Raw genomic sequence first — 21,835 nt, 5'->3', positions numbered from 1 at the left:
GCCGACGGGTGCCCGCGCGATCGGCGCCGGGCGGGTGGCGAGGTGCGGGCGGAGCCCGTATCCTGAGCGCGTGATCGCCCGCAAATACCTCTATCTCCTTGCGCTCGCGCGCGAACGGCATTTCGGCAAGGCCGCCGGGAGCTGTCATGTGTCGCCCTCGACGCTGTCGGCGGCGATCCGCGACCTGGAGGACGAACTGGGCGTCGCGCTGGTCGTGCGCGGGCAGCGCTTCGCCGGGCTCACGCCCGAGGGGGAGTGCGTCGTTGCGCACGCGAAACGTGTCGCGGCCGGTGCCGACGACCTGCGCCACGAGCTCGGGATGCTGCGCGACGGGTTGCGCGGGCCGCTGCGCATCGGCGTGATCCCGACGGCGCTGCCGGTCGTCGCGTCGCTGACCGGGGCCTTCGCCGAAGCGCATCCGGCGGTCGCGATCGAGGTGCGTTCGGCGAGCACGCAGGCGATCCTCAACGGGCTGCGCAACTTCGAGCTGGAAGGCGGCGTCGTGTATGCGCATTCCGCCGATGCGGTGGACCTTCGCTATTGCGCGCTGTGGCGCGAGCAGCTCGTGTTCCTCACGGCCGCGTCCGCGTTGCCGGCCGGCGAGGCGATCGCGTGGGAGGCGGCCGGGCGCCAGCCGCTGTGCCTGCTGTCGCGCGACATGCAGAACCGCCAGACCATCGACCGGGTGTTCGAGAGCCTCGAGTGCATGCCGCACGTCGGGCTGGAGACGAACTCGATCCTGAGCCTGCTGGCGCACGTTCGCACCGGGCGCTGGTCTACGATTTTGCCGCGCAGCGTGCTGGGACTCGTCGGCGCTCCGTCGGAACTGCGCGTGCTGCCGCTGGTGAAGCCATCGGTCGCGTGGGAGACGGGGCTCGTGACGCTGAAGCGCGAGCCGAGTTCGCCGCTGGTCGATGCCGTGCTCGAAGCTGCCGTCACGCTTGCGGCCGACGTCGCGAACCGTTATTGACACGGCAATTGAGCAGATGCCCCCGTTCGCGCCGAACGGCATCGGGATGCCGGGTCGATGGAACTCCCGAACGGCACCAGGGCGGGCGGGGTTGAGATTCGTTCGGAAAAAGCGAACAGGCCTTCGGCAGATTCCGCTTTTCTTGCCCGGTTGGCTGCACTATCGTTCAGCCGACCGGGCCGCGGGGCTCCGCGCGGAGCGGACCATTCCGGGCGGTGGCGTGGCGCGATGGCATAGGCGGCGAACGATATGGCGAACATTGTGGAACAGGCAGGCAGGACGACGGAACGGACAGCGGGCAGTCGTCCCGCTGCCGGGCGCGAGGGTTCAGGAGGAGGTCGTGGTGGAAAAGTCGGAAAGGGCGGCGGGGAGCGCGGTCGCAAGCGCGAACCGCTGCCCGAATCCGCGCATGCGGCCGCTGCGGCGGCGCTCGCGCCCGACCGCGACGCCGACGTCGCCCCGCGCGCCGACCGTCTGATCGAGTACCTGCACCGCCTGCAGGACACGCACGGCGCACTCTTCGCCGACCATCTCGCCGCGCTCGCCGAGGCGCTGAAGCTCGCGCGCGCCGAAGTGTTCGAGGTCGCGACCTTCTACCACCACTTCGATTTCGTCCCGACCGGTGCGGAAGCGCCGCCCGCGCTGACGGTGCGTGTGTGCGACTCGCTCGGCTGTGCGATGGCGGGCGGGGCGGAACTCGCTGCGTCGCTCGCGACCCGCCTCGGCGCCGACGTGCGCGTGCAGCGCGTGCCCTGTGTCGGCCGCTGCGACAGCGCGCCGGTCGCGGTCGTCGGGCAGAAGCCGGTGCTCAACGCCGATGCCGACAAGGTCGCGGCGGTCGTCGCCAGCGGCGAACGCGACGAGCCCTTGCCGGAGGCGATCCGCTTCGACGCTTACCGCGCGGCCGGTGGCTACGCGCTGTGGGAAGCGGTACGCAGCGGCGAGCGCGCGACCGACTCGATCATCGAGGCGCTCGACCACGCGGGGCTGCGCGGCCTCGGCGGTGCCGGTTTCCCGTCCGCGCGCAAGTGGCGCACCGTCGCCGCTCAGCCCGTGCCGCGCAACATGGCGATCAACATCGACGAAGGCGAGCCTGGCACCTTCAAGGACCGCCACTACCTCGCGAGCGACCCGCACCGCTTCATCGAAGGCATGCTGATCGCCGCGCGCGTCGTCGGCATCGCCGGCATCTGGATCTACATCCGCGACGAATACCCCGCGCTGCGCCGCCTGCTCGCCGAGGAACTGGAGCGCGTGCGTGCCGCCTGGCCGGAGTTGCCGCCGATCGAACTGCGCCGCGGCGCCGGCGCCTACGTGTGCGGCGAGGAGTCGGCGATGATCGAGTCGATCGAAGGCAAGCGCGGCATGCCGCGCCTGCGCCCGCCCTACGTCGCCGAAGTGGGCCTCTTCGGCCGCCCGACGCTGGAGCACAACCTCGAGACGCTGTGGTGGGTGCGCGACATCGTCGAGCGCGGCGCCGACTGGTTCGCGAGCTTCGGCCGTAACGGCAGGAAGGGCCTCAGGAGCTTCTCGGTGAGTGGCCGCGTCGCGAAGCCGGGCGTCGTCGTCACCGACGCCGGCATCACGCTGCGCCAGCTCGTCGACGAACACTGCGGCGGCATGCTCCCCGGCCACGAGTTGTACGGCTATTTCCCCGGCGGCGCCTCGGGCGGGATCCTGCCGGCGAGCCTCGCCGACGTGCCGCTCGACTTCGACACGCTCGCGCCCCACGGCTGTTTCATCGGTTCGGCGGCGATCGTCGTGTTCTCGCGGCACGACCAGGCGCGCGTGCTGGCCGAAAACGCGATGGAGTTCTTCGCCCACGAATCCTGCGGCCAATGCACGCCCTGTCGCGTCGGCACCGCGAAGGCGGCGGCGCTGATGAAGGCGCCGCAGTGGAACGCGGGGCTCCTCAAGGAACTCGGACGGACCATGATGGACGCCTCGATCTGCGGCCTCGGACAGGCCGCGCCGAACCCGATGCAATCGGTGCTGCGCTTCTTCCCGCAGGAAGTCGGCGCTGCGAAAGAGGAGGGCGCGAAATGAACGCCGCCGACATGATCCGCTTCGAACTCGACGAGCGCGAGATCTTCGCCACCCCCGGCGAATCCATCCTGCAGGCCGCGCAGCGCGCCGGCGTCGAGATCCCGCACCTGTGCTACACCGACGGTCTGCGCGCCGACGGCAACTGCCGCGCCTGCGTCGTCGAGATCGACGGCGAGCGCGTGCTCGCGCCCTCGTGCTGCCGCGCGCCCAAGCCCGGCATGAAGGTCAAGGCCGAGAGCGAGCGCGCCCGCGCCTCGCAGCGCATGGTGCTGGAACTGCTGCGTGCCGACGTGCCCGCCGAGGCCGAGAAGGCCGACTCCGAGCTCGCGCACTGGTGCGACGAACTCGGAGTCAAGGAATCGCGCTTCGAACGGCGTGAAAACCCCGCTCCCGACCGCAGCCACCCCGGCATCGCCGTGAACCTCGCCGCCTGCATCCAGTGCACGCGCTGCCTGCGCGCCTGCCGCGAGGAACAGGTGAATGACGTGATCGGCCTCGCGCACCGCGGCGCCGACAGTGCCATCGTGTTCGACTTCGATGACCCGATGGGCACGTCCTCGTGCGTCGGCTGCGGCGAATGCGTGCAGGCCTGTCCGACCGGCGCGCTGCTGCCCGCGGCGCTCGCGAAGACTGCACCCGAACCCGCGCCGGTGCTGGGCGCCTTCGCCGAGCCCATCACCGCGCCCGCACCGGTTGCCGAGACGAAGGCCATCGACTCGCTGTGCCCCTACTGCGGCGTCGGTTGCCAGACCACCTACCACGTCGCTGGCGAAGGCCCCGAGGCGAAGATCATCCACGTCGTCGGCCGCGACGGCCCCGCCAACGCCGGCCGCCTGTGTGTGAAAGGCCGTTACGGCTTCGGCTACCCGCGCCACTCGCAGCGCCTCACGAAGCCGCTGATCCGCAGGCCCGGCATCCCGAAAGCGGTCGACCTCGACCCCGCCAACCCGCTCGCCGCCTTCCGCGAAGCGAGCTGGGAAGAAGCGCTCGACGCCGCCGCCGCCGGACTCGCCCGCATCAAGGCCGCCCACGGCCCGCACGCGCTCGCAGGCTTCGGATCGGCCAAGGGCAGCAACGAGGAAGCCTACCTCTTCCAGAAACTCGTGCGCGTCGGCTTCGGCACGCACAACGTCGACCACTGCACGCGCCTGTGCCACGCCTCCTCGGTCGCGGCGCTGCTCGAAGGCATCGGCTCCGGCGCGGTGTCCAACCCCGTGCGCGACGTCGAATTCGCCGACGTGATCGTCGTGATCGGCGCGAATCCCGCCGCGAACCACCCGGTCGCCGCGTCCTTCATGAAGAACGCCGCCGAGCGCGGGGCGAAGCTCATCCTGATGGACCCGCGCGAAACCCCGCTCGCGCGCCACGCCCACCGCTTCCTGCAGTTCCGCCCCGACGCCGACGTCACGCTGCTGCTGTCGCTCGCCTGCGTGATCATCGAGGAAGGGCTCACCGACGAAGCCTTCATCGCCGCCCGCACCGAAGGCTTCGACGCCTTCCGCGCCGCCGCGCTGCAATTCCCGCCCGAGCGTGTCGAAGCAATTACCGGCATCCCCGCCGCAACCGCGCGCGAAGTCGCCCGCCTGTACGCGAAAGGCCCCAACAGCATCATCTTCTGGGGCATGGGCGTGTCGCAGCACACGCACGGCACCGACAACTCGCGCTGCCTCATCGCACTCGCGCTGATGACCGGCCAGATCGGCCGCCGCGGCACCGGCCTGCACCCGCTGCGTGGCCAGAACAACGTCCAGGGCGCCTCCGACGCCGGCCTGATCCCGATGATGTTCCCCGACTACCAGCGCGTCGCCGATCCCGCGATCCGCGCGAAGTTCGAGGCGCTGTGGCAGACGTCGCTCTCGGACAAGCCCGGCCTGACGGTGGTCGAGATCATGGATGCCACCCTCGCGGGCGAGATCCGCGGCATGTACATCGAAGGCGAAAACCCCGCGATGTCCGACCCCGACCTCGCGCACGCCCGCGCCGCGCTCGGCGGCCTCGAGCATCTCGTCGTGCAGGACCTCTTCCTCACGGAAACGGCGATGCTCGCCGACGTGATCCTGCCCGCCTCCACCCTGATGGAAAAGACCGGCAGCTTCACCAACACCGACCGCCTCGTGCAGCTCTCGCAGCCCGTGCTGCCGCTGCCCGGCGATGCGCGTCCCGACTGGTGGATCATCCAGCAGATGGCCCGGCGCCTGGGCCTCGCGTGGGACTACGCCGGCCCCGCGGAGATCTTCGATGAACTGCGCCAGGCGCTGCCCGCCTACGCCGGCATCACCTGGGCCCAGCTCGAAGCGGAAGGCGCCGCCATCTCGCCGAAGTTCACCGAGGACGGCCCGTCCTACCCGGTCCTGTTCGAAGAGGACTTCCCGACCGCCAACGGCCGCGCCCGCTTCGTCGCCGTCACGCCGCTGCCCGCCGCGGAACTGCCCGACGCCGATTACCCGATGGTGCTCACGACCGGACGCGTCCTCGAACACTGGCACACCGGCTCGATGACCCGCCGCGCCAACGTCCTCGACGCGCTCGAACCGCAGCCGTGGTGCACCGTGCATCCGGACGACCTCGCCGCGCAGGGCGTCGCCTCGGGCGCCGCGATCACGCTCGAAACCCGCCGCGGCGCGATCACGCTGGAGGCGCGCGCCGATCGCGGCATGCAGAAAGGCTCCATCTTCATGCCCTTCTGCTACGTCGAAGCCGCCGCGAACCTGCTCACCCAGCCCGCACTCGACCCCTTCGGCAAGATCCCCGAGTTCAAATACTGCGCGGCCAGGATCACCACAAAAGAAACCGTCGAGACCTGATCACGGTCACCCGTCAGGGCGGGCGCACGCGGCGCGCCGGTGCGTTCGGCCGGCGGGCTGTCATGAGCGCCGGAGCGGGCGTGGTTGCGGGGGAAACAAGGTGACGCATGTCTGAGCCGGCGCAGCCGGCGAGTTTGCGTCGCCGCCTCCGCAGCCGCGTCCGCTCCGGGAAGCCGAAGGCCGCGAGCGTCTGCCCGACGGACGAATGCGCCGGAACAAGCGCTGCGTGTGCCGGCCCTGACGCCCGCGGACGCCCCAATCCCACTCCCGTTACGGTCTCGGAAGCCATTTTCATGCGATGATGCCGTTTTTCGTCCGCAGCTCCCGCACCGCCCGCAATGAACATCGAAACAACGCCCGAAGCCCTCGCCGAACAGCCCGTTGCCCCGGCCGCCGAAGCCAAGCCCGCCGGTCTCGACGCCCGCGGCCTGCTGCAGAAGCTTCAGGAAATCTCGCCGACCTTCGGCGAAGTGAAGCCGCTCGCGCTGCGCATCGACAAGGCCATCGCCGAGCGTTTCCCGGACCTCGACCGCAAGGTCATCCGCAGCGCGATGCGCACGCACACCGCGACGACGCGCTACCTCAAGGCCGTCGAGAAGGCCACGGCGCGCTTCGACCTCGACGGCAAGGAAAGCGGCGAAGTCACCGAAGAACAGCGCCAGCACGCGGCGCAGACGCTCAAGGAGCGCTTTGCCGACGTCGCCAAGCGCAAGAAGGCCGCGGCGGACGCCGAACGCGAACGCCAGCGCGCCGAGGAAGCCGAGCGCCGCAAGACCGAGAAGCTCGCCCAGCTCGTGGGCAAGTTCTCCCGACGCTGACGATGCCTGTCCCCGGGCCTGCGCCCGGGCGAAAAAAAACCCCGCGCGAAGGCGGGGCGTCTGCGGGCGAGGCCGTGCGCGGATCAGAACTCGTATTCGAGTTTTGTGCGCAGGGTGTGATCCGGCGTCGCATCGGTCATGCCGAAGAGGAAGCCCACGTCGTACTTCAGCGCCTGGTGGCCGCCCAGCGGCAGCTTGCCGAAGATCGCCGGGCCGACCTTGTGCTTCTGCTCGTGCCAACTGTCCCATTTATCCAGCTTGCCGACTTCGCCCATGCCCTGCAGGCCGTATTCGAACGCCGGCACCAGGCGGTACTTGACCTGCCATTGGTAACCCAGTTCGGTCACGCTTTTTTCTGCGGCGTCGAAATGGCGCTCGGTCAGCACGTTGAAGTTTACCTGCACCTTGCCGAAATCTTTCTGCGTCAGCAGGCCCAGCTTGAGCTCCCAGCCTTCCGCATGATTGCGCGGCCGCTCGATCTCGGTCAGCACGCCCACGTCGATCGGATACTTGCCGGGCTCGGTGAGCTGGAACACGTTTTCCCACTCGAAAGCCTCGTACTTGAGGGCGTGGCCGGGCTCGCGCTCGAAGCCGACGTTCACTTCCGTGAACCACCACGGCGTCACACCCTGGCCGTAGCCGACGATCACGCCGGTATTTTGTTCCTTGCCATGGTCGCGGGTCGAGCCGGCCTTCAGTTCGATCTCGTGCTCGCCGTATTCGACATGCGGCATGAAGATGTAGTCGGCCGGGCCGGCATGGGCGAAGCCCGTGCCGAGGGCGGCGACCGCCAGGGCGAGGAGCTGCTTTTTCATATTGATCCTTTCGTAGGTTGCGTTGAAGAGTGCGGAAATCGCCGCGATGCGAGGCCCCGGCCCCCGCTGGAGTGGGGGTCGCTGGAGCCGGGGAAACGGAAAGTCAGGCGGAAGCGCGGGCGGGCGACGGTGAGCGGACGAGGTACATGCCCAGTCCGATCACCGCGATCGTGCCGAGATAGAACAGCGCCTGCATTGCGCTCGGGCGCGGGTCATAGCCCGCGAGCACGTGCAGCAGCGTGCCGCCGGCGGAGTTCGACGACAGCCAGGCCGAGGTGTCCCAGATCGGATTCGCGAGCGGGGGCAGGATGTCGCCCTGGATCAGGAAACGCGCCATCTGCCCGGCCATGCCGGCCGCGAGCAGCAGCACCAGTGCGGCCGTGACGGTGAAGAACCAGCGCACCGGCACGTGCAGCAGCCCGGTGTACATCGTGTAGCCGACGACTGCGCCGGCCGCGAGTCCGAGCGCGCCGCCCGTCAGCACCTGACCGGTCGACTCGCCCTGCGACGCGAGGCTGAAGAGGAACAGCACCGTCTCCGAGCCTTCGCGCAGCACGGCCATCGCGACCAGGAGCATGATCGCCGACAGCTCGCGCCGGCCGTCAGCGACGTCGCGCACGATCGCCTTCGCACCATCGACCATCTCGCGCGCGTGCCGCGCCATCCAGATGTTGTGCCACGCCAGCATGATCACCGCCAGGCCGAGGATGCTCGCGTTGAGCATCTCCTGTCCCATGCCGCCCGCCATCTCGGCGATGCTGCCGGCGAGCGCCGCGACCACCAGCGCGCCGGCCACGCCGGCAGCGACGCCGCTCCACAGCCAGCGGTTGCGATTGGGCAGCGTGCGCGCGGCGGCGGCGATGATGCCGATCAGCAGCGCCGCTTCGAGCGATTCGCGAAAGACGATGATGGCGGCGCCGAACATGATCCCTTACTCCGCGATAACCACGCCGCGCGCGGTCGCTTCATTGAATTCGCCGAAGAACGGGTACTTCCCCGCCTGCAGCGGCCCGATGAAGATCGCCGACTTGGCACCGGCGGGGATAACCTTCTCGCGGTTGAGCTCGTGGCTCTCGAACTCCTCGGGCGTGCTGTCCTGATTGTGGATCATCAGCTTGACCTTCTGGCCGGCCGGGATGCGGACCTCGGCGGGCTCGAAGCGATGGTTCTTGATCGTCAGCGGAACCTCCGCGGGGTCGGCCGCGAAGGCGGCAAGCGGCAGGCACAGCACAGCGAGGAGGGTGATGCGATTCATGTCGGGCTCCAGTGGTTTCACTAATGATAACGATTCGCATTAGAAAACAACCGATACACGACATTAAGTTTTCTTAAGGTCGGGTGGGGAAAATCACCCGTTTGCGCCGCGTTCGCAGTCCTCGCCGTCGCGGCCGAGGCCGGCGAGCAGGCGCCCGGCCGCGCGCTCGGTAAAGCCGCGCGCGATAAATGCCGCCCTGCCAGCGAGATAAACAAGCACCGGCCAGTTTGAATAGAAGGAAACAAATTTGACAAGCAGGAAACGCCCAACCGTCACAGGTCGCTCATTTGCCGCTTGACGTCTTGATCGGGAAGGCGCGCAGATTCCCATAGCTCAGCATCGATCGCTGCTCGATCGAAGCGGGGGCCGTGGCGCCACCCTGTCGGCATGTCACGCCAGCGAGTCTCTCAGCATGCGCATCATCACGTCGAGGACAGACTGGGCGGCCTCGGGTTGGAGGGTGGCGCCAGCCGATGTTCCGGTGAAGGGCAGGTACGGGCGGGCCGGGATGGTGATCTGGTATGCGTCGACTGACGCCCAAGTCTCCCGGAACTGCTCGTGCGGATCACGTTTCTGACGGGCGAAGACCGCCAGATTCTTCCCCCCGCCATGTCGCACGAGATTCCCCTTCGCGTCGGTCCGATGGCGAACCTTGGTCGAGTACGGCGCGCGGTCGATGGTACCGCCGAACTGGTGGATGGCGGCATAGTCGCGCGCGGCGCCGCCGGCGCCGATCATGGGATGGGACTCCAAATCAAGGGTGTGTGCAAAACCGCCTGGGCCTACGACTGATAGCCGGCTGACGGGGTAGGGTGCCACGGCGTAGGCAGAACACGCCCCCCCCTCAAGGCCGACCAGGAAACTCATTCGTGCGCCCGGCATCGCGCACTTCCGCGGGTACAACATCATCGCCAGGGCCCGCATTCAGGCGATCCGATCAGGCTTCGATTAGTGCACCGGCCCGAAAACGATATCGCGAAGCCCCGCAATCGCGGGCTGGTGCGCACCGAGAAAACCAACGTGCCTCAGGTACCACGCCCCGCCACTCGGGTTCGAGCGTTCGCCTGGGCGATAAAATGCGGCGCTTCGTTTCTTGAAGCGTCCAGCCTTGACGCGCTCCGCGAACTCAGGATTGACCTGCCTCGCCCGCATCAGAAGCTTTCCGTCAGGGGTAGCCTTCAGAGCATCTACCCAGCCCTGGGCAGGCGCATCAAGTACCGGATGTCCTTCAACCAGGGGAGCCTCCCTGATGTGAGGTTGATAGCCGTCTGCGATGGCCTTCACATCTTCCACGGTGAAGTCGATCGATTCGCCGTCACTCGAAACATGCTTGCCGGACTTGAAAATCTCGATCCATTGCCCCTCCATCATTTGCTTCAGGGTCGGGATCGCCATCGAGCCATCCATCTCGCTAAAGCAGGCGACCAAACCGGGAGAGCCTGCACTATCCGAGTGGCAAACGTGGTCAAGTGCTTCCGAGTAGCTCACGCCAAATCGACGTGCATAGGCGCTTGCTCTGCGGTCAATGGCAACATCACCTCCAGCCGTGTCCAGACTTTCGCTCCCCTGTCGCGGCAGGGCAGGTGCCGTCAGAACGTGCTGCAAAGCGTCGGCATATCTCACCCCGTGTTCCAGGGCGTATTGTCTCGCCTTCGCATCCAAAGCTGCTTCCGCAGCCTTCGCCGCGTTGTCTGACACCGGGGCACGAGATGGCGCCGCGTTGTCGGGCGGTGCGGAGAATTCGACTACTGCCTTAACTGCGTCGGCATAATCGACTCGATGAGCGAGAGCATACTGCCTCGCCCTACGGTCGATCTCGTGATCGTCAAGTGGCGGTCGTTCGTTCATGATGGTTCCCTCTAACGGCACTTTTCAAATTGGATGATGGCCGATGGGCGACGTAATCGATTTCCCGTATCAAGACCGCTCCTTCCTGGAGATCGAGCGCTGGATCATCGACACATGCGTACGAAACGGCCTGACGCCCGCCATGGCGCAAGATGTGGCGGCCGAGTACCGGACCTACCATGAGGAACTTTTCGATTGCGAGGCAAGCAGCCTGGCCATCCCCGAAGGAGCGGCGCTGAGCGAACATCAGGCGACCACGATCATTCCCTTGATCAGGAATATCTTCATGCGGCAAACGGCTCGTTCCGCCCACATCATCATTGGCCTGCTTGCTCGGGAAAGGCTGCATCGCGACTGACCTCACAACTGCAGAATGGACCGGTACCGCGCCGGATCCCGTGAGAGCATTACGACAAAGTTCTCCTCTCCGACCTTAGAACGGAATGCCGCTTCGGCAATGCGCTGGGGATCGTCATAGAGGTGCAGGTTCACGGCATTCTTCACGGTCGTTGACGGCGCGGCGGACTCAGATAGCTGTGTAACCGAGACCCTGGGGGCAGTCAGCGCCGGCGCGGGTGCTCCAACCAGACCGCCGTCTGAATATCCTCGCCATCCGAACAACGCATGCATTCCAAGCTCGTTGAATGCATGCAGGAAGGGCAACGCACCAGGCTGCTGGGTCACTTCCTTGCGGGTGACGAACTCGCCCCGGTGCACCACGCCCGCCGGCTCATACTTGCCGCCGTCGCCGGTGTAGCCGCCGGTGGCGAAGCCGAGGCCCGCTACCCCAGTGGCTGCGCCGGCTGCAGCAAGCGATGCGGCCGCTGCTTCAATGGCGGCGGCGCCGGTGAGGAGCGAGCCCCCCGCGACCGCGAGTGCGGCGGCAGAGCCGGTGACCGCCGCAGCGCCGGTCACCATATCGGTTTCACCCTCGCCGCCGCCGAACATCGACATTAAGCCGTTGGCGGCCTGCTGCGCGAGTCGCTGCGTCGCAAGATCGGCCATCGACTGGGCGACGCCCCGCACCAGCGTCATGAGCGCATCACGCAGGGTCAACGTGCCGTCGGCCAGCCCGCGCAGGGCCTCCTGCAGGCCGTTCTGCAAGCCATCGCGCAGCGCGTTGCGCAGGTCGTCGGTGGTCGTGCGCAGATGCACGAGCTGTGTTTCGACCGTCTGCAGCGCAGCACGGGCCTGCTCACCCATGGGGCCGGGCAGGGCAGCCATCTCGCGCAACGCGGGCAGGTAGCCTTCAACCGTGGCGGCCGTCTGGCGGTGCAGTTCAACCAGGCGCTCGCGCCCTTCGAGTTCGGTGATGAGGCCGGCACTGACCTGCGCTTCGATGCTCTGCTCGCCGCGCCCCTGACCATCAAAAACTTTCTCGATTGCCCGCTGCAGCTCCTCGAGCTGCACCTTCGCCTTCTCGGCGTTGATGCGCAGGTCGAGTGTGATCAGCCCGCCCTGGTTTCCGGCAGCGGTCAGATCCTCGCGCAGTTTGCGATAACGGCTTTCCACCTGCGCAATCGCCGCCTCGGCACCGCGCCCGGTCGCCTCGAGCAACTCGGCATTGACCTGCTCCATGCCACTGTCGATGCGCTCGTCGCGCTTCTTCGCCTCGGTCAGCGCGTCGGTGGCCTTCGCGGCGGCATCGGTCGCAGCAGCCTGCTCGCGCAGGCGCGCAATGTCGGCGTCGCTCAGCTTTTGCGCATTGCGGTTGACGCCGATCCATGCCTCGAGGCGAGTGGTAGCCTTGTCCCGGCTCTCGACCACCCCTTCCTGCGCATTCTTCAGGCGCTGTTCCGCCTCGGCGCGGGCCAGGGTCAGCGATTGCAGCTGTGACTGGAAGGCCGTTTCGGCCGGATCGACCTTCGTCCGCTTCGCACCCTTCGGCGTCAGCCGCTCGGCCGCGCGGGCGATCTGCTGGTCGATCTCCGCCTGCGTCTTGCCGAGCGTGGCGCCCTCGGCGCGGATCTTGGCCGTCTCCTCGGCGAGGCGCTCGCGCCAGTTCTTCAGGCTCTCGTTGCGGCGCTCCCAGCTCTTGTCCGCCGCCTCGCGCGCCTGGTCGCGCAGCGTGTTCGCGCGATCGTCGGCCGCCTTCTGCTGTTCGGCTTGCTGCTGCGTCTGCAGCCGCGCGAGTTCGGCTTCGGCCTTTTCGAGCTGCCGGGCGTTCGACGGCAACAGCATCGACTCGTGCGCGTTCGGGTCGCGGCTTGCGGCCGCGCGCAGCCGGGCGACTTCCTTGGTTTGCGCCGCAATCTGGTCCTCAGTTGTCGGATCGCGAAAGCGGGAGCCGAACCGGTCCCAGGCTTCCGCCGCGGCACGCCCGACCGAGTCCCATGCGCGCTGCAGTGGCTGCAGGCTGCGGTCACGCAGATCGTCAAGCCGTTCGGCCAGCCGGCGCGACAGTTCGATCTGCGCCTCTTCCGTCCGCCCCTGCTCCTCCAGCTGGCGGATGTACTTCTCCTGTTCAGGAGACAGGAAGTGAAATTGCCGGTTGAGCTTTTCTGCCGCCTCGGCCGGCTTCACGAACATCGCCGCCAGCGCTGCGGCGGCCTGGCGGTTGCTCTGCCCCGTGACCGCCGCGTAGGTCTCGACGCTCTGGGTCAGGTTGCCGATGGTGTCGATGCCGAGCTGCCCCGACTGCACCATCGCCACCGCGATCTCGCGCGCGGCGCCGGTGCTGATGCCACTGGTCCGGTGCGCCTCGGCTGCCAGCGCCTCGATCTGGCCGCGCGTGGCGCCGGCCGCGTTGCCGGTGGTCTCGACCGCGAGGGTGTAGGCGCGCGCTTCTTCCTCGGCCCGGTTGTAGGCCGCCGCCAACGCGACGCCCGTACCGGCCAGCGCCGCGAAGCCGACCGTCGCAGAATTGATCGCCCCCATGAGCGCACGCAACGCCAGGCCGACGCCACCGAACGAATCCCGGATCTGCCCACCCTGCTGGATCGCCACCATCCAGATCGGCATACCACTCGCCAGACTGGTGACGACGTCGGTCATCTGCATCGGCAGCTGACGCATCGCCTGCGCATACTGCCCGGCAGTGATCGTCGCCCCCTTCATCCGCTGGGCAACAACGACCGTAGCGTGACCGAGCTGCTGCTGCGCCGCCGCCGCCCCCTCGGTGACCTGCGACACGTCGCGGACGGCCTGCGCACCCTGGGTGGTGCCGCTCGCCAATGCCGCCTTGTATTCCTTCCACTCGGCGCCGATCTGGCGGATGGCGCGCGTATGAGCCTCGGCATGGGTCGCGCTATCCTGGGCAAACTGCCGCATGAGCGGCCCCATGCGCTCGCGCACGAAGTCGTGCCACGTCTTGGTGGCTGCGGTCGCGGTCTGCGCGCCTTGCGCCGCCGCAGTTGCGGCCTGCGCAAGGCCATTGACGGCCGAGGCCCTCCCGGCCGTGTCGCCGGCCTTCTCGACCCGCCCGATTGCCGACTCGACATCGCCCAGGCGCTTGACCGCCTCGGCCACATCGGCCTGCAGCTTCAGCGCAACGGTCAGGTCACCACGAGCGGCCATGACGAATCCCGCCCTCAGTCGTCAAACTCGATACCGTACTTGCCCTGCAGCGACCGATACTCGGCCGCCACCCGTTCAAGCGAACGCTCTCGATCGAAACGGTCATCCACGGTGAACAGCACGTCGCGCAAGAACCAATGCCCCTTCTCCACGTTGCAGGCGGCCAGGTTGAATCGCGGCAGGTGCATCCGCTCTGCACGCGCGTGGAAGGGGTGTCGCCCACGTCTCGACAGCATCCCGTCGAGAGCAAGCAGCCGCATGTAGGCTTCTGCCGCGGCCTTTCCGGCCTCCACATAGCGCTGACACTCCGCTTCTGCCTCGGCGATCAGGAAGCGCGTGATCAGCCCCGCTTTCTCCTGCTTGAGCTTCATCACCTCGGCGCAAAGCGCATCGGCATTGCGGGCCAAGGCGGCAGCAGTCCGTTCGCTGCGTACAATTTCGGGGCCGATGCGATCGATCTCGGCCTGTGCGCCCTTGATCTCATCATCCACCTGCGCCAAATCGTCATCGCCGGCGCCACCCGTCGCAACGCGGACAAGCAGATCGTCGAAGCGACGTTCCAGCGCCTCCTTATCCGGCAACGACTTTCTCAGGCGGTCAACGGTCTCGCGCTGCGACGTGATTGCCGTCATCGTGCGATCCAGCTCGCGCTCGATCTCGAGAATCTTCTGCTGCTGGAGAAGAACCGCGGCGCACTCGTCGCTCAGCGCAACCTGAAGGTCGGAAGTCTTGGTGCTACGTTCTTGCTCGGTCATGGTTTCCTCATTGTGTTTCGGTGCACCCTAATCATCGTCCTGATCCATCGCTCGGTTTTGCCGAATCGCTTGGCAAGCTCACGCCAGTTCCGCCCGTCGAAAGCATCGAAGACCTGCTTGGCAAGCGCCTCGGGCTTGCCGTTCGGGTACTTCGGCAGGTAGGGCTGTTCGCCACCAAACTCGGCCTGCATCCGTGAAATGCACCGGGCGACTACATCAGGGACCGCTTCCGCTTGAACGGGCACGTATTTCCCGAGTTCATCACCCAGGACGCTCGACATTCTTCCAAGGAATGTGTCCTGATATTCGTCTGCCATCACTCCACCTGAAGTAGGCTGGTACATCGAGTCATCGTCCCCCATCGCAGTCACTTGCCGTTGCTCGTCTTGATCGGGCGAGTGCGGAAATTCCCGTAGCTCAGCACCTGCCAGTCGCCTGTCCACACGTCGCCGAAGATCACGCACTGCGGCGTGCCCTCTTCGGCGACCGGCAGGTCGAATTCGGACAGCGACGCCGGTTTCGGCTTGGTGGGCTTCGGCCGGGTGAGGTAGGCGACCGTGTAGGACACCACCATCATCGCCAAGGCGGTTAAAACTTCCATCGTTGTCCCACCTCCATGAAATGCGTCAACGCCGTGATGAGCATCGGCGTTTCGATACGCCATGGCTATTGAAGCGCTTCAATTACGGTGGTGGCTTCGAGCTTGGAGAGAGGTCAGCAAGAGCTGACAAGGCGCGCCCGAAAAGGATGGGCGGCGGATGGCGTTTATAAACATTTACCGACCGCGAACAGCCCGGCAGTGAGCCACCGTCCCTCCGCGACACTGCAGCCCTTTCAGGGGGCGATTACGCCCCGTCGGCGGATCCGTGCCGCCTTGCCCGGAGTGGGCAGCGAGGAAGGCCGCGAGCGCAGCTTTTCAACACTCCGGCTTGTATCGGCTGCCTCGGCGTCGCTAACGTCGGTCACAGGGGCGCGTCCCTACCGGTTTCGCGCTGCGCTCGCCGGCCAACTGTAAGCGCTTTCGGAGGCGGAAGGGAGATATCCGAAAGCTGCGCGCGGTTGGCCTACGAAGTGTGGCGAAGCACGGTCATTCGCTTCCGGCTGGTTCGCTTCCGACTGCGGCGGGGCCGGCCATGTTATTTGTCGCCTCGCCCTCGGCGCCATCGCGTATCCATTCAGGTATGGTCAGCGGGTGGGCGTCCGGGATGCCGTACTCGTCACGCAACTCGGTCAGATCCGCCTGGATCTGCCCGATCAGTCCGGCGAAGAAGATTTTGCTGTCACCACCATGCTCCTGATGGTGCCGATCAACCGCAATCACCGCCTGGCGCAACATTCCGCGAATGATGCCGCACGCTTCGTTATGGAATTTGGTTGCTTCATTGTGAAGCGCGGCGAGCACCTCATCCGGCGGCAGCATCTGAAAACGCCGCTTATCAATCTCTAGCCGCTCGATCTTGCGGCTCTTCTCCGAAGACAGCTCCTCGGTAGCCTTGAGTTCGCCCTTTAGCTCTTCGACTTCGGCACGGGCCTCGTCGAGCTTGTTCACCAGCGATTCGAGCAGCCCGACCACTTCGGTTTTGTCTTCCGTGCGCATGGCCTCTTCGACGATAGCGCGGTCATCTTCCGGCAGCGACAGCAGCAGGCGCAACTGCGAGCGGTTCAGGCTGAGGCGGGTTGCGTTCTCATAGGCCTCTTCGCCAAGCTTCTGCAGAATCACCTTGTGGTTGTTCATTGCCTTGTAGCCACGGCCGAACACCACACGGCAGAACTCGTCGATGTTTTCTGCCGGCCGCAGAACTCCATCCGGGTGACGAATCGGCAAACCCTTGAAATCTTTTGACTTGTTGATTTCCTCGAAGGCGCGAACTTCTGCTGCGGCAGAAAAGTTCTTCACTATATTCGCCATGAGCGCGACGCCGACATTCCGTCCGAGGCTGAAAACCCCGGACATTTGCTCCTGCTGCTCGCGGATGGCGGTCTCACGCATCCGTGCCAAGCCCTGGGCAGTCTGGGCTTCATCCACGGACGCGTCGAGAATTTCGGGCGGTGCGAGGGTTTCCCTTCCTCTGGTCATTACTGGCTCCTGTCAGTCCGGTGATTTGCAACCAACCGGAAATTTACTGAAGCGCCGAAAGTTCGCAACCGTATCGACGTTCAGATAGACCAGACCATCGTCCGCCATGGCCGGACGCACCGGTGCCGTGAACCGCCTGTTGGCCGCCCGCGTGGGCGTCCGTTCAATCCCAAGCAGGCGCCCAAATATCCGCGCGATCAAACCACGCTGGCTCTGCGCCCGGATGAATGCGACCCGCCTTGCGGTTGCGTAATCAACCATGGCGAACCTCCTTTTTTGCGGAGGACGCCCGCCGCGCCCGCGCCCCCGCACCGGCCTTCGCTGGCAGCGCCATCTGATCCGCGGCACGAACCTCATTCATGGCGTCGGCCACGGCCTGTCGCCTTCTGCCATCCTCCTCGGCCGCTTCCGGGGTCTTCACCGACACCAGCTGCGGCAACAGGCGATCGCCAACCGCGTCGACAACCAGCCCGCGCGCCCTGATCACATCGCAAAACACGTCCCAGTGCGGGGCGAACGAGGCGTCGCCGACCACAACCTCAGCCACCGTCTGTGCCGCACGAGTCAGCAGCTCAACGTCCGTTTCAGGAAGGGCGGCCAATTGGAAAGCGCCGAGCAGCAGGCGCTCACGCTTTTCCGCCGTTTTCAGCTCGTAATACGCAAGCTGCGTGGAGATCAGGTAGTTCGAGATTCTGTTGAATTCGCTGTCGCAGTCCCCCAGGGTCTCCTGTACCTGCTCCAGCGCAACGACGATGTCCATGATCCCAACGCCGCTGGCATCATCTCCACTCTTCGCGGCGGCGAGCACCAGGCGAAGAAGCGATTCAATGCGGCCCAAGCCGTAATTGATGGTCGCTTCAAGTTGGAACCAGTTTGTTCCGCCCGCCGAATTCAGCGCATCCACCGCTTCGCGCCAGCCCTGTTGGTCAACAAGTGCGGGATGGTCGGTCATTTCACACCCCCTTGCAGCCAGAAGCGGCAGAAGAGGTCATATCGCGCAGCCACCAGACCGGGCACGGCACGGCTCCCGCTGACTTCCGTGATCTGTTCCTCAAGCGCCTGTTCCAACTCGCCCAGGTCCGCCTCATCCGCGTAACGCATCAACGTCTTGAGGAGCGCGACACAGTAATCCTTGCGCTTCGCGATCGAAGCCGATTCATGGGGGGCTGGTCGGAGCCGCGGGGAATAGGCCTCTTCCGCGGCAGTCTCGGGAGCGCTGCCGGCGCCCTCGAACAGGAAGCGATCGAGTGCCGCAGCGGCACGGGCCTCCCGGTCGGCAACCGCGTTCACTGGGCCGGACGCGGGGGCCGCGACGCGTTCCAGCAGCTCGCGCGGCATGCGCTCGTGCCCGAGGCCCTCGGCCTGTGGCTCGCCGTCGTCCCAGCAGACACAAGCGGAGCCGTCTGCATACACCTTCACGACGGAACCGGGCCGGCCGGCGTGAAGACTGCGGATGCGATCGCCGGGATTCAGGTCGGACGGTTCGAGAGTAGAGACGGGCGCCGCGGGCGCGGTCCCGTTGTGCGACGCAGAAGGGAAGTCAGATTCGGCGGCAGGGGCCGCGGACGAAAACGAGGTGCTCATGGTTGCGCTCCAGTAACGGTTTGAACCGCCAACCCGCTGTCAAACGGGTGGGCGACCGAAACGGAGGTTGACAGACCGGTGGAGCACCGGCGAGCCTTGCGGCTCCCCCCGCCCGGTCGCCCATAACTGGACGCACCAAGCAAACGAAAAAGCCGCATGCTAAACGCTCTGCGGCTTATCGCCGCTCCACTTCGGGCTGTCACCCCCGGCCGCTGTTGTTTTCAGCGACGGCCAAAGCTTGCCATAAAGCTTTTACCTAACGCAATAGTCTTTCGCGCCAGAAAACAGAATGCGGCGTTGACGCCGCGTATTATTTCGCCTCGTTTCCGCGCGCGCGGGAGCGCCCTCACTCGCCGTCGTCGCGCTGCCGTGCCTGCCGCACCGCCCGCGCCGCCGCCAGTTCGCGGCACAACCAGCCCAGCGTGCCCCGCGCCTCCCTGTCGATCTCCGGCGCGCCGGGCCAGTGCTTGCGCTGCAGCGACGCCTCCATGCCCGCAAGATCGACGCCGCTTTCCATCTCGACCGTCGCGGCCAGATACAGCCACGCCTGCAGCATCGCGTTCATCTGCGCTTCCAGCTTCACGAGGCGGGCGCCCATCGTCGGTAGGGCGGTCATGATGCATTCCTCCGGTGCCGCGCGCGAACGAGGTTGAACGGGATCACCTTGGCGCAGGTCGCTTCGGCGTTCGGCTTCTCCCGGTGCCGTGCCGTAAGCCGCGCCTCGCGGGCGGCGCGTGCCTCGTCGAGCTGGCCGCACAGCCACTGCAAGGTATCGCGTGCGTCCTCGTCGATGTCTGGCGCGCGCGGCCAGTGCTGGTGACGCAGCGCGTCTTCCATCGCGGCAAGGTCGATGCGGCCGCGGACCTCGACGGTCGCCGCGAGATGCATCCAGGCTTGCGCCAGGGCATTGACCTGCGCTTCGAGCTTCAGGAGGTGGCATTTCGTCGTGGTCATGGCGCATTCCTCGTGAGGTGACGATGACCAGCTTAGGCGCAGAAAGCGGGATTCCTTGGATTCCAAAGGAGTATTTGTTTCGACTCGGCCAAGCAGGCCTCTTTCCAATCCAGGAGCACTTTTCCACAGCGATCCGGGGCCGGCGGTCGAATATTCCAGACGCCACTTCGGGCCGCGGCTTCCCGTAGCGATGGGCTAAAATGGAGCGAACCGGGATACGCCCGCCGCCATGCGGCTTGCAAGCACTGGGCGCCTGAACGAGCAGGATTCGACGATGACGACGGTAAGCAAGATCGAGTGGACGGAGCGCACCTGGAACCCGACGGTGGGGTGCACCAAGGTGTCGCCGGGTTGTAAGCACTGCTACGCGGAGGGCATGGCCGCGCGATTGCAGGCGATGAGGACACCGGGTTATGAGAACGGCTTCGACCTCACGCTGCTGCCGAAACGGCTGGAAGATCCGTTGAAGCGCCGGGTGCCGACGACGTACTTCGTCAATTCGATGTCCGACCTGTTCCACGAAGCGGTGCCAACCACCTACATCGAACAGGTTTTCGACGTGATCGGGCGTGCGCACTGGCACACGTTCCAGATCTTGACCAAGCGGGCGGACCGCATGGCGGCCTTCTTCGAGGGCAAGGCGGCGCCGCGCAATGCGTGGCTGGGCGTTTCAGTCGAAGATCGTCAGTACGGCGTGCCGCGCATCGACCACCTGCGCCGCGTCGACGCCGCCATCCGCTTCCTGTCGGTGGAGCCCTTGCTCGAGGACGTGGGCGAACTCGATCTCGACCGCATTCACTGGGTCATCGTCGGCGGCGAGTCCGGCCCGAAGGCCCGCCCGATGAAGCTGGAATGGGTCGATGCGATCCGCGAACAGTGCGAGGCCGCACAGGTCGCGTTCTTCTTCAAGCAGTGGGGCGGCTGGGGCGCCGATGGCGTCAAGCGCGCGAAAAAGCACAACGGCCGCGAGTTGAACGGCCGCACCTGGGATCAGATGCCGGCGTCAGCCGCCCTGGGTAGCTGACGCCTGATGAAGAAAGGCGACAAGTACGACTGGCGCATCGGTTCCCCGCCGCCGCTGATCGAGCAGCACAGCCTCGTCAAGCACCGGATCATCGAATCCTACGTGTGCGAGTACATCCTGACGCTGATGTCACAGGCGAGGATTCCGAAGCTGCAGCTCACGCTGGTCGACGGCTTCTCCGGCGGCGGCGCCTACCTTGCCGAGGACGGTTCGGGCGAGATCGATGGCTCGCCGCTGCTGATGATGCGAGCGGTACGCGAGGCGCGGGCGCGGCTCAACCTCGGCCGCGACAAGCCGCGCGAGGTGGCGGTGGACTATGCGTTCATCGACGTGGAGCGCGACACGGCGGCTTACCTGGAGCGACGCCTGGCACAGCGCGCCGATGAGGGCGCGATCGAGCGTGCCGATCTGGCGCGGGCGCGGGTCTGCCAGGGCGACTTCCTCGCCGAGCTGCCGCGCCTGGTGAGCGAGGTGAAGGCGCGGCGGATGGGCGAGCATGCGATCTTCGTGCTCGACCAGTACAGCTACGACAAGCTGCCGATGGCCGATCTCGCCGGCTTGATGCGGGCGATGCAAGGGGCCGAGGTGCTGCTGACGTTCAACGTCGGCTCGCTCATCACCTTCCTGGCCGACCGCGCGGCGAACCGCCGGCCGATGGAGCGGATCGGGCTGGCAAAGCATGTGCCGTGGGAAAGCCTGCAGGCGCTCAAGCAGGATCGGCAGTGGCGCCAGGTGCTGCAGCGCCATCTGGCCTATGGCATCCGCCAGGAGGCGGGCGCGCGCTTCGCGACGCTGTTCTTCGTGCGCCCGCTTGGCGCCACGCCGTGGGACTACTGGCTGATCCACCTGTCGAACCGCTACAAGGCGCACGAGGTGATGAAGAACCTGCACTGGGACAACGCCACGGCCTTCGGCCACGAATTGGAGCCCGGCGTCTTCATGCAGGGCTACGACGCGAACCGCGACCACGAATACACCGGCCAGGAGACCTTCGACTTTGGCGACTCGTCGCGCGAGGCCTGCGTCAATGGCATCCACGAGCACTTAGGACGCCTCATCTTTGCTGAGTCCGGCCCGGTCCGCCTGCGCGACCTGGTGGAGCGCTACGCGGCGCAGTCGCCGGGCTCGACCATGCATTTCATCCAGGCCGCAGCCAACTTGCACCGCTCGCAAGACGTGATCATCTGCAGCCCGGACGGGCGGACGCTGCGCCCCTCGAAGTCCTACCACCTCAACAGCACGATCGAGGCCGCCCGCACGCCACGGCTGATCCCCTGACGCCCTCGCGCGGCGGCGCTGCAGGCAGTGAAGCCCGTTCCTTGGTATGTTGCCGGAATTGCCCGTAGCCTCGTCGCATGCCGCCATCCCG

The 21,835-nt window shown here is 66.4% G+C and carries 23 protein-coding genes; 7 read left to right on the top strand and 16 right to left on the bottom strand.

The window, feature by feature from the left end; translation table 11 throughout:
• Positions 1 to 70: 70 nt before the first annotated feature.
• From CDA09_RS22505 to CDA09_RS22490, 4 genes are all read left to right on the top strand, one after another.
• Positions 71 to 970 carry a LysR family transcriptional regulator gene (locus CDA09_RS22505; RefSeq protein WP_121430560.1) on the top strand — a complete coding sequence of 300 codons (900 nt, stop codon included), beginning with the start codon at positions 71 to 73 and terminating at the stop codon, positions 968 to 970.
• Between the two features lie 249 nt (positions 971 to 1,219).
• On the top strand, positions 1,220 to 3,016 hold the full coding sequence (locus CDA09_RS22500) for an NAD(P)H-dependent oxidoreductase subunit E (RefSeq protein ID WP_121430559.1): 1,797 nt from the start codon (positions 1,220 to 1,222) through the stop codon (positions 3,014 to 3,016).
• On the top strand, positions 3,013 to 5,820 hold the full coding sequence (gene fdhF / locus CDA09_RS22495) for a formate dehydrogenase subunit alpha (RefSeq protein WP_121430558.1): 2,808 nt from the start codon (positions 3,013 to 3,015) through the stop codon (positions 5,818 to 5,820). Before CDA09_RS22500 ends, fdhF begins: the two co-directional genes overlap by 4 nt.
• Before the next feature lie 338 nt (positions 5,821 to 6,158).
• Positions 6,159 to 6,638: a ProQ/FINO family protein gene (locus tag CDA09_RS22490; protein ID WP_121430557.1), complete on the top strand. Its 480-nt coding sequence runs from the start codon at positions 6,159 to 6,161 to the stop codon at positions 6,636 to 6,638.
• Positions 6,639 to 6,721: 83 nt separating this feature from the next.
• Here the strand turns inward: CDA09_RS22490 and CDA09_RS22485 are convergent, their stop codons facing one another.
• The 6 genes from CDA09_RS22485 to CDA09_RS23220 all read right to left on the bottom strand — a co-directional run bounded on the left by CDA09_RS22485 (position 6,722) and on the right by CDA09_RS23220 (position 10,556).
• Positions 6,722 to 7,453, bottom strand: a complete 732-nt coding sequence (locus tag CDA09_RS22485) for a hypothetical protein (protein ID WP_121430556.1) — start codon at positions 7,451 to 7,453, stop codon at positions 6,722 to 6,724.
• A gap of 103 nt (positions 7,454 to 7,556) precedes the next feature.
• A complete protein-coding gene (locus CDA09_RS22480; protein WP_121430555.1) occupies positions 7,557 to 8,378 on the bottom strand; it encodes an FTR1 family iron permease in 822 nt (273 codons plus the stop codon).
• Between the two features lie 6 nt (positions 8,379 to 8,384).
• Positions 8,385 to 8,708 carry a cupredoxin domain-containing protein gene (locus CDA09_RS22475; protein WP_121430554.1) on the bottom strand — a complete coding sequence of 108 codons (324 nt, stop codon included), beginning with the start codon at positions 8,706 to 8,708 and terminating at the stop codon, positions 8,385 to 8,387.
• A gap of 93 nt (positions 8,709 to 8,801) precedes the next feature.
• The gene (locus CDA09_RS22470) at positions 8,802 to 8,984 is read right to left on the bottom strand and encodes a hypothetical protein (RefSeq protein WP_121430553.1); all 183 of its coding nucleotides are present in this window, start codon (positions 8,982 to 8,984) and stop codon (positions 8,802 to 8,804) included.
• Positions 8,985 to 9,098: 114 nt separating this feature from the next.
• Positions 9,099 to 9,446, bottom strand: a complete 348-nt coding sequence (locus tag CDA09_RS22465; protein ID WP_164844460.1) for a phage virion morphogenesis family protein — start codon at positions 9,444 to 9,446, stop codon at positions 9,099 to 9,101.
• 210 nt (positions 9,447 to 9,656) lie between these two features.
• Positions 9,657 to 10,556, bottom strand: a complete 900-nt coding sequence (locus CDA09_RS23220; protein ID WP_128106590.1) for a hypothetical protein — start codon at positions 10,554 to 10,556, stop codon at positions 9,657 to 9,659.
• A 43-nt stretch (positions 10,557 to 10,599) separates the two neighbouring features.
• Here CDA09_RS23220 and CDA09_RS22455 point away from each other — a divergent pair, with 43 nt between their 5' ends.
• Entirely contained in the window at positions 10,600 to 10,914 is a 315-nt protein-coding gene (locus CDA09_RS22455) for a hypothetical protein (protein ID WP_121430550.1), read from the top strand.
• 2 nt (positions 10,915 to 10,916) lie between these two features.
• Here the strand turns inward: CDA09_RS22455 and CDA09_RS22450 are convergent, their stop codons facing one another.
• From CDA09_RS22450 to CDA09_RS22405, 10 genes are all read right to left on the bottom strand, one after another.
• A complete protein-coding gene (locus tag CDA09_RS22450) occupies positions 10,917 to 14,072 on the bottom strand; it encodes a phage tail length tape measure family protein (RefSeq protein WP_121430549.1) in 3,156 nt (1,051 codons plus the stop codon).
• 14 nt (positions 14,073 to 14,086) lie between these two features.
• Positions 14,087 to 14,827 carry a hypothetical protein gene (locus CDA09_RS22445; RefSeq protein WP_121430548.1) on the bottom strand — a complete coding sequence of 247 codons (741 nt, stop codon included), beginning with the start codon at positions 14,825 to 14,827 and terminating at the stop codon, positions 14,087 to 14,089.
• A complete protein-coding gene (locus tag CDA09_RS22440; protein ID WP_164844459.1) occupies positions 14,824 to 15,144 on the bottom strand; it encodes a Mor transcription activator family protein in 321 nt (106 codons plus the stop codon). The genes CDA09_RS22445 and CDA09_RS22440 overlap by 4 nt, the downstream gene beginning before the upstream one ends.
• Before the next feature lie 50 nt (positions 15,145 to 15,194).
• Complete coding sequence (locus CDA09_RS22435) at positions 15,195 to 15,428, bottom strand: hypothetical protein (RefSeq protein WP_121430546.1); 234 nt, start codon at positions 15,426 to 15,428, stop codon at positions 15,195 to 15,197.
• 486 nt (positions 15,429 to 15,914) lie between these two features.
• Entirely contained in the window at positions 15,915 to 16,904 is a 990-nt protein-coding gene (locus tag CDA09_RS22430) for a hypothetical protein (RefSeq protein WP_128106589.1), read from the bottom strand.
• Positions 16,905 to 16,916: 12 nt separating this feature from the next.
• Positions 16,917 to 17,165, bottom strand: coding sequence for a hypothetical protein (locus CDA09_RS22425; RefSeq protein ID WP_121430544.1), 249 nt, complete (start codon positions 17,163 to 17,165; stop codon positions 16,917 to 16,919).
• The gene (locus CDA09_RS22420; protein ID WP_121430543.1) at positions 17,158 to 17,856 is read right to left on the bottom strand and encodes a hypothetical protein; all 699 of its coding nucleotides are present in this window, start codon (positions 17,854 to 17,856) and stop codon (positions 17,158 to 17,160) included. Before CDA09_RS22420 ends, CDA09_RS22425 begins: the two co-directional genes overlap by 8 nt.
• Entirely contained in the window at positions 17,853 to 18,488 is a 636-nt protein-coding gene (locus CDA09_RS22415) for a hypothetical protein (RefSeq protein WP_121430542.1), read from the bottom strand. Before CDA09_RS22415 ends, CDA09_RS22420 begins: the two co-directional genes overlap by 4 nt.
• Positions 18,489 to 18,834: 346 nt before the next feature.
• Positions 18,835 to 19,104, bottom strand: a complete 270-nt coding sequence (locus CDA09_RS22410; RefSeq protein WP_164844458.1) for a hypothetical protein — start codon at positions 19,102 to 19,104, stop codon at positions 18,835 to 18,837.
• Complete coding sequence (locus CDA09_RS22405) at positions 19,101 to 19,442, bottom strand: endonuclease V (protein ID WP_174718470.1); 342 nt, start codon at positions 19,440 to 19,442, stop codon at positions 19,101 to 19,103. The genes CDA09_RS22410 and CDA09_RS22405 overlap by 4 nt, the downstream gene beginning before the upstream one ends.
• Positions 19,443 to 19,716: 274 nt before the next feature.
• Between CDA09_RS22405 and CDA09_RS22400 the strand changes: the two genes are divergently transcribed.
• Positions 19,717 to 20,466: a DUF5131 family protein gene (locus tag CDA09_RS22400; RefSeq protein WP_121430976.1), complete on the top strand. Its 750-nt coding sequence runs from the start codon at positions 19,717 to 19,719 to the stop codon at positions 20,464 to 20,466.
• A 6-nt stretch (positions 20,467 to 20,472) separates the two neighbouring features.
• Positions 20,473 to 21,744 carry a three-Cys-motif partner protein TcmP gene (locus CDA09_RS22395; protein ID WP_121430541.1) on the top strand — a complete coding sequence of 424 codons (1,272 nt, stop codon included), beginning with the start codon at positions 20,473 to 20,475 and terminating at the stop codon, positions 21,742 to 21,744.
• The last annotated feature ends 91 nt before the right edge of the window (positions 21,745 to 21,835 follow it).

Origin of the sequence: Azoarcus sp. DN11 (genome assembly GCF_003628555.1) — a bacterium.
Classification (GTDB): Bacteria; Pseudomonadota; Gammaproteobacteria; order Burkholderiales; family Rhodocyclaceae; genus Aromatoleum.
Note: the sequence above shows the minus strand (reverse complement) of the source record. Positions and strands in the feature narration are given on the sequence as shown.

Coding starts and splice junctions, on each gene's coding strand:
- CDA09_RS22500 (WP_121430559.1), top strand. CDS start 1,220: ATGGCGAACATTGTGGAACAGGCAGGCAGGACGACGGAACGGACAGCG.
- fdhF (WP_121430558.1), top strand. CDS start 3,013: ATGAACGCCGCCGACATGATCCGCTTCGAACTCGACGAGCGCGAGATC.
- CDA09_RS22490 (WP_121430557.1), top strand. CDS start 6,159: ATGAACATCGAAACAACGCCCGAAGCCCTCGCCGAACAGCCCGTTGCC.
- CDA09_RS22485 (WP_121430556.1), bottom strand. CDS start 7,453: ATGAAAAAGCAGCTCCTCGCCCTGGCGGTCGCCGCCCTCGGCACGGGC.
- CDA09_RS22480 (WP_121430555.1), bottom strand. CDS start 8,378: ATGTTCGGCGCCGCCATCATCGTCTTTCGCGAATCGCTCGAAGCGGCG.
- CDA09_RS22475 (WP_121430554.1), bottom strand. CDS start 8,708: ATGAATCGCATCACCCTCCTCGCTGTGCTGTGCCTGCCGCTTGCCGCC.
- CDA09_RS22465 (WP_164844460.1), bottom strand. CDS start 9,446: ATGATCGGCGCCGGCGGCGCCGCGCGCGACTATGCCGCCATCCACCAG.
- CDA09_RS23220 (WP_128106590.1), bottom strand. CDS start 10,556: ATGAACGAACGACCGCCACTTGACGATCACGAGATCGACCGTAGGGCG.
- CDA09_RS22455 (WP_121430550.1), top strand. CDS start 10,600: ATGGGCGACGTAATCGATTTCCCGTATCAAGACCGCTCCTTCCTGGAG.
- CDA09_RS22450 (WP_121430549.1), bottom strand. CDS start 14,072: ATGGCCGCTCGTGGTGACCTGACCGTTGCGCTGAAGCTGCAGGCCGAT.
- CDA09_RS22445 (WP_121430548.1), bottom strand. CDS start 14,827: ATGACCGAGCAAGAACGTAGCACCAAGACTTCCGACCTTCAGGTTGCG.
- CDA09_RS22440 (WP_164844459.1), bottom strand. CDS start 15,144: ATGGCAGACGAATATCAGGACACATTCCTTGGAAGAATGTCGAGCGTC.
- CDA09_RS22435 (WP_121430546.1), bottom strand. CDS start 15,428: ATGGAAGTTTTAACCGCCTTGGCGATGATGGTGGTGTCCTACACGGTC.
- CDA09_RS22430 (WP_128106589.1), bottom strand. CDS start 16,904: ATGACCAGAGGAAGGGAAACCCTCGCACCGCCCGAAATTCTCGACGCG.
- CDA09_RS22425 (WP_121430544.1), bottom strand. CDS start 17,165: ATGGTTGATTACGCAACCGCAAGGCGGGTCGCATTCATCCGGGCGCAG.
- CDA09_RS22420 (WP_121430543.1), bottom strand. CDS start 17,856: ATGACCGACCATCCCGCACTTGTTGACCAACAGGGCTGGCGCGAAGCG.
- CDA09_RS22415 (WP_121430542.1), bottom strand. CDS start 18,488: ATGAGCACCTCGTTTTCGTCCGCGGCCCCTGCCGCCGAATCTGACTTC.
- CDA09_RS22410 (WP_164844458.1), bottom strand. CDS start 19,104: ATGACCGCCCTACCGACGATGGGCGCCCGCCTCGTGAAGCTGGAAGCG.
- CDA09_RS22405 (WP_174718470.1), bottom strand. CDS start 19,442: ATGACCACGACGAAATGCCACCTCCTGAAGCTCGAAGCGCAGGTCAAT.
- CDA09_RS22400 (WP_121430976.1), top strand. CDS start 19,717: ATGACGACGGTAAGCAAGATCGAGTGGACGGAGCGCACCTGGAACCCG.
- CDA09_RS22395 (WP_121430541.1), top strand. CDS start 20,473: ATGAAGAAAGGCGACAAGTACGACTGGCGCATCGGTTCCCCGCCGCCG.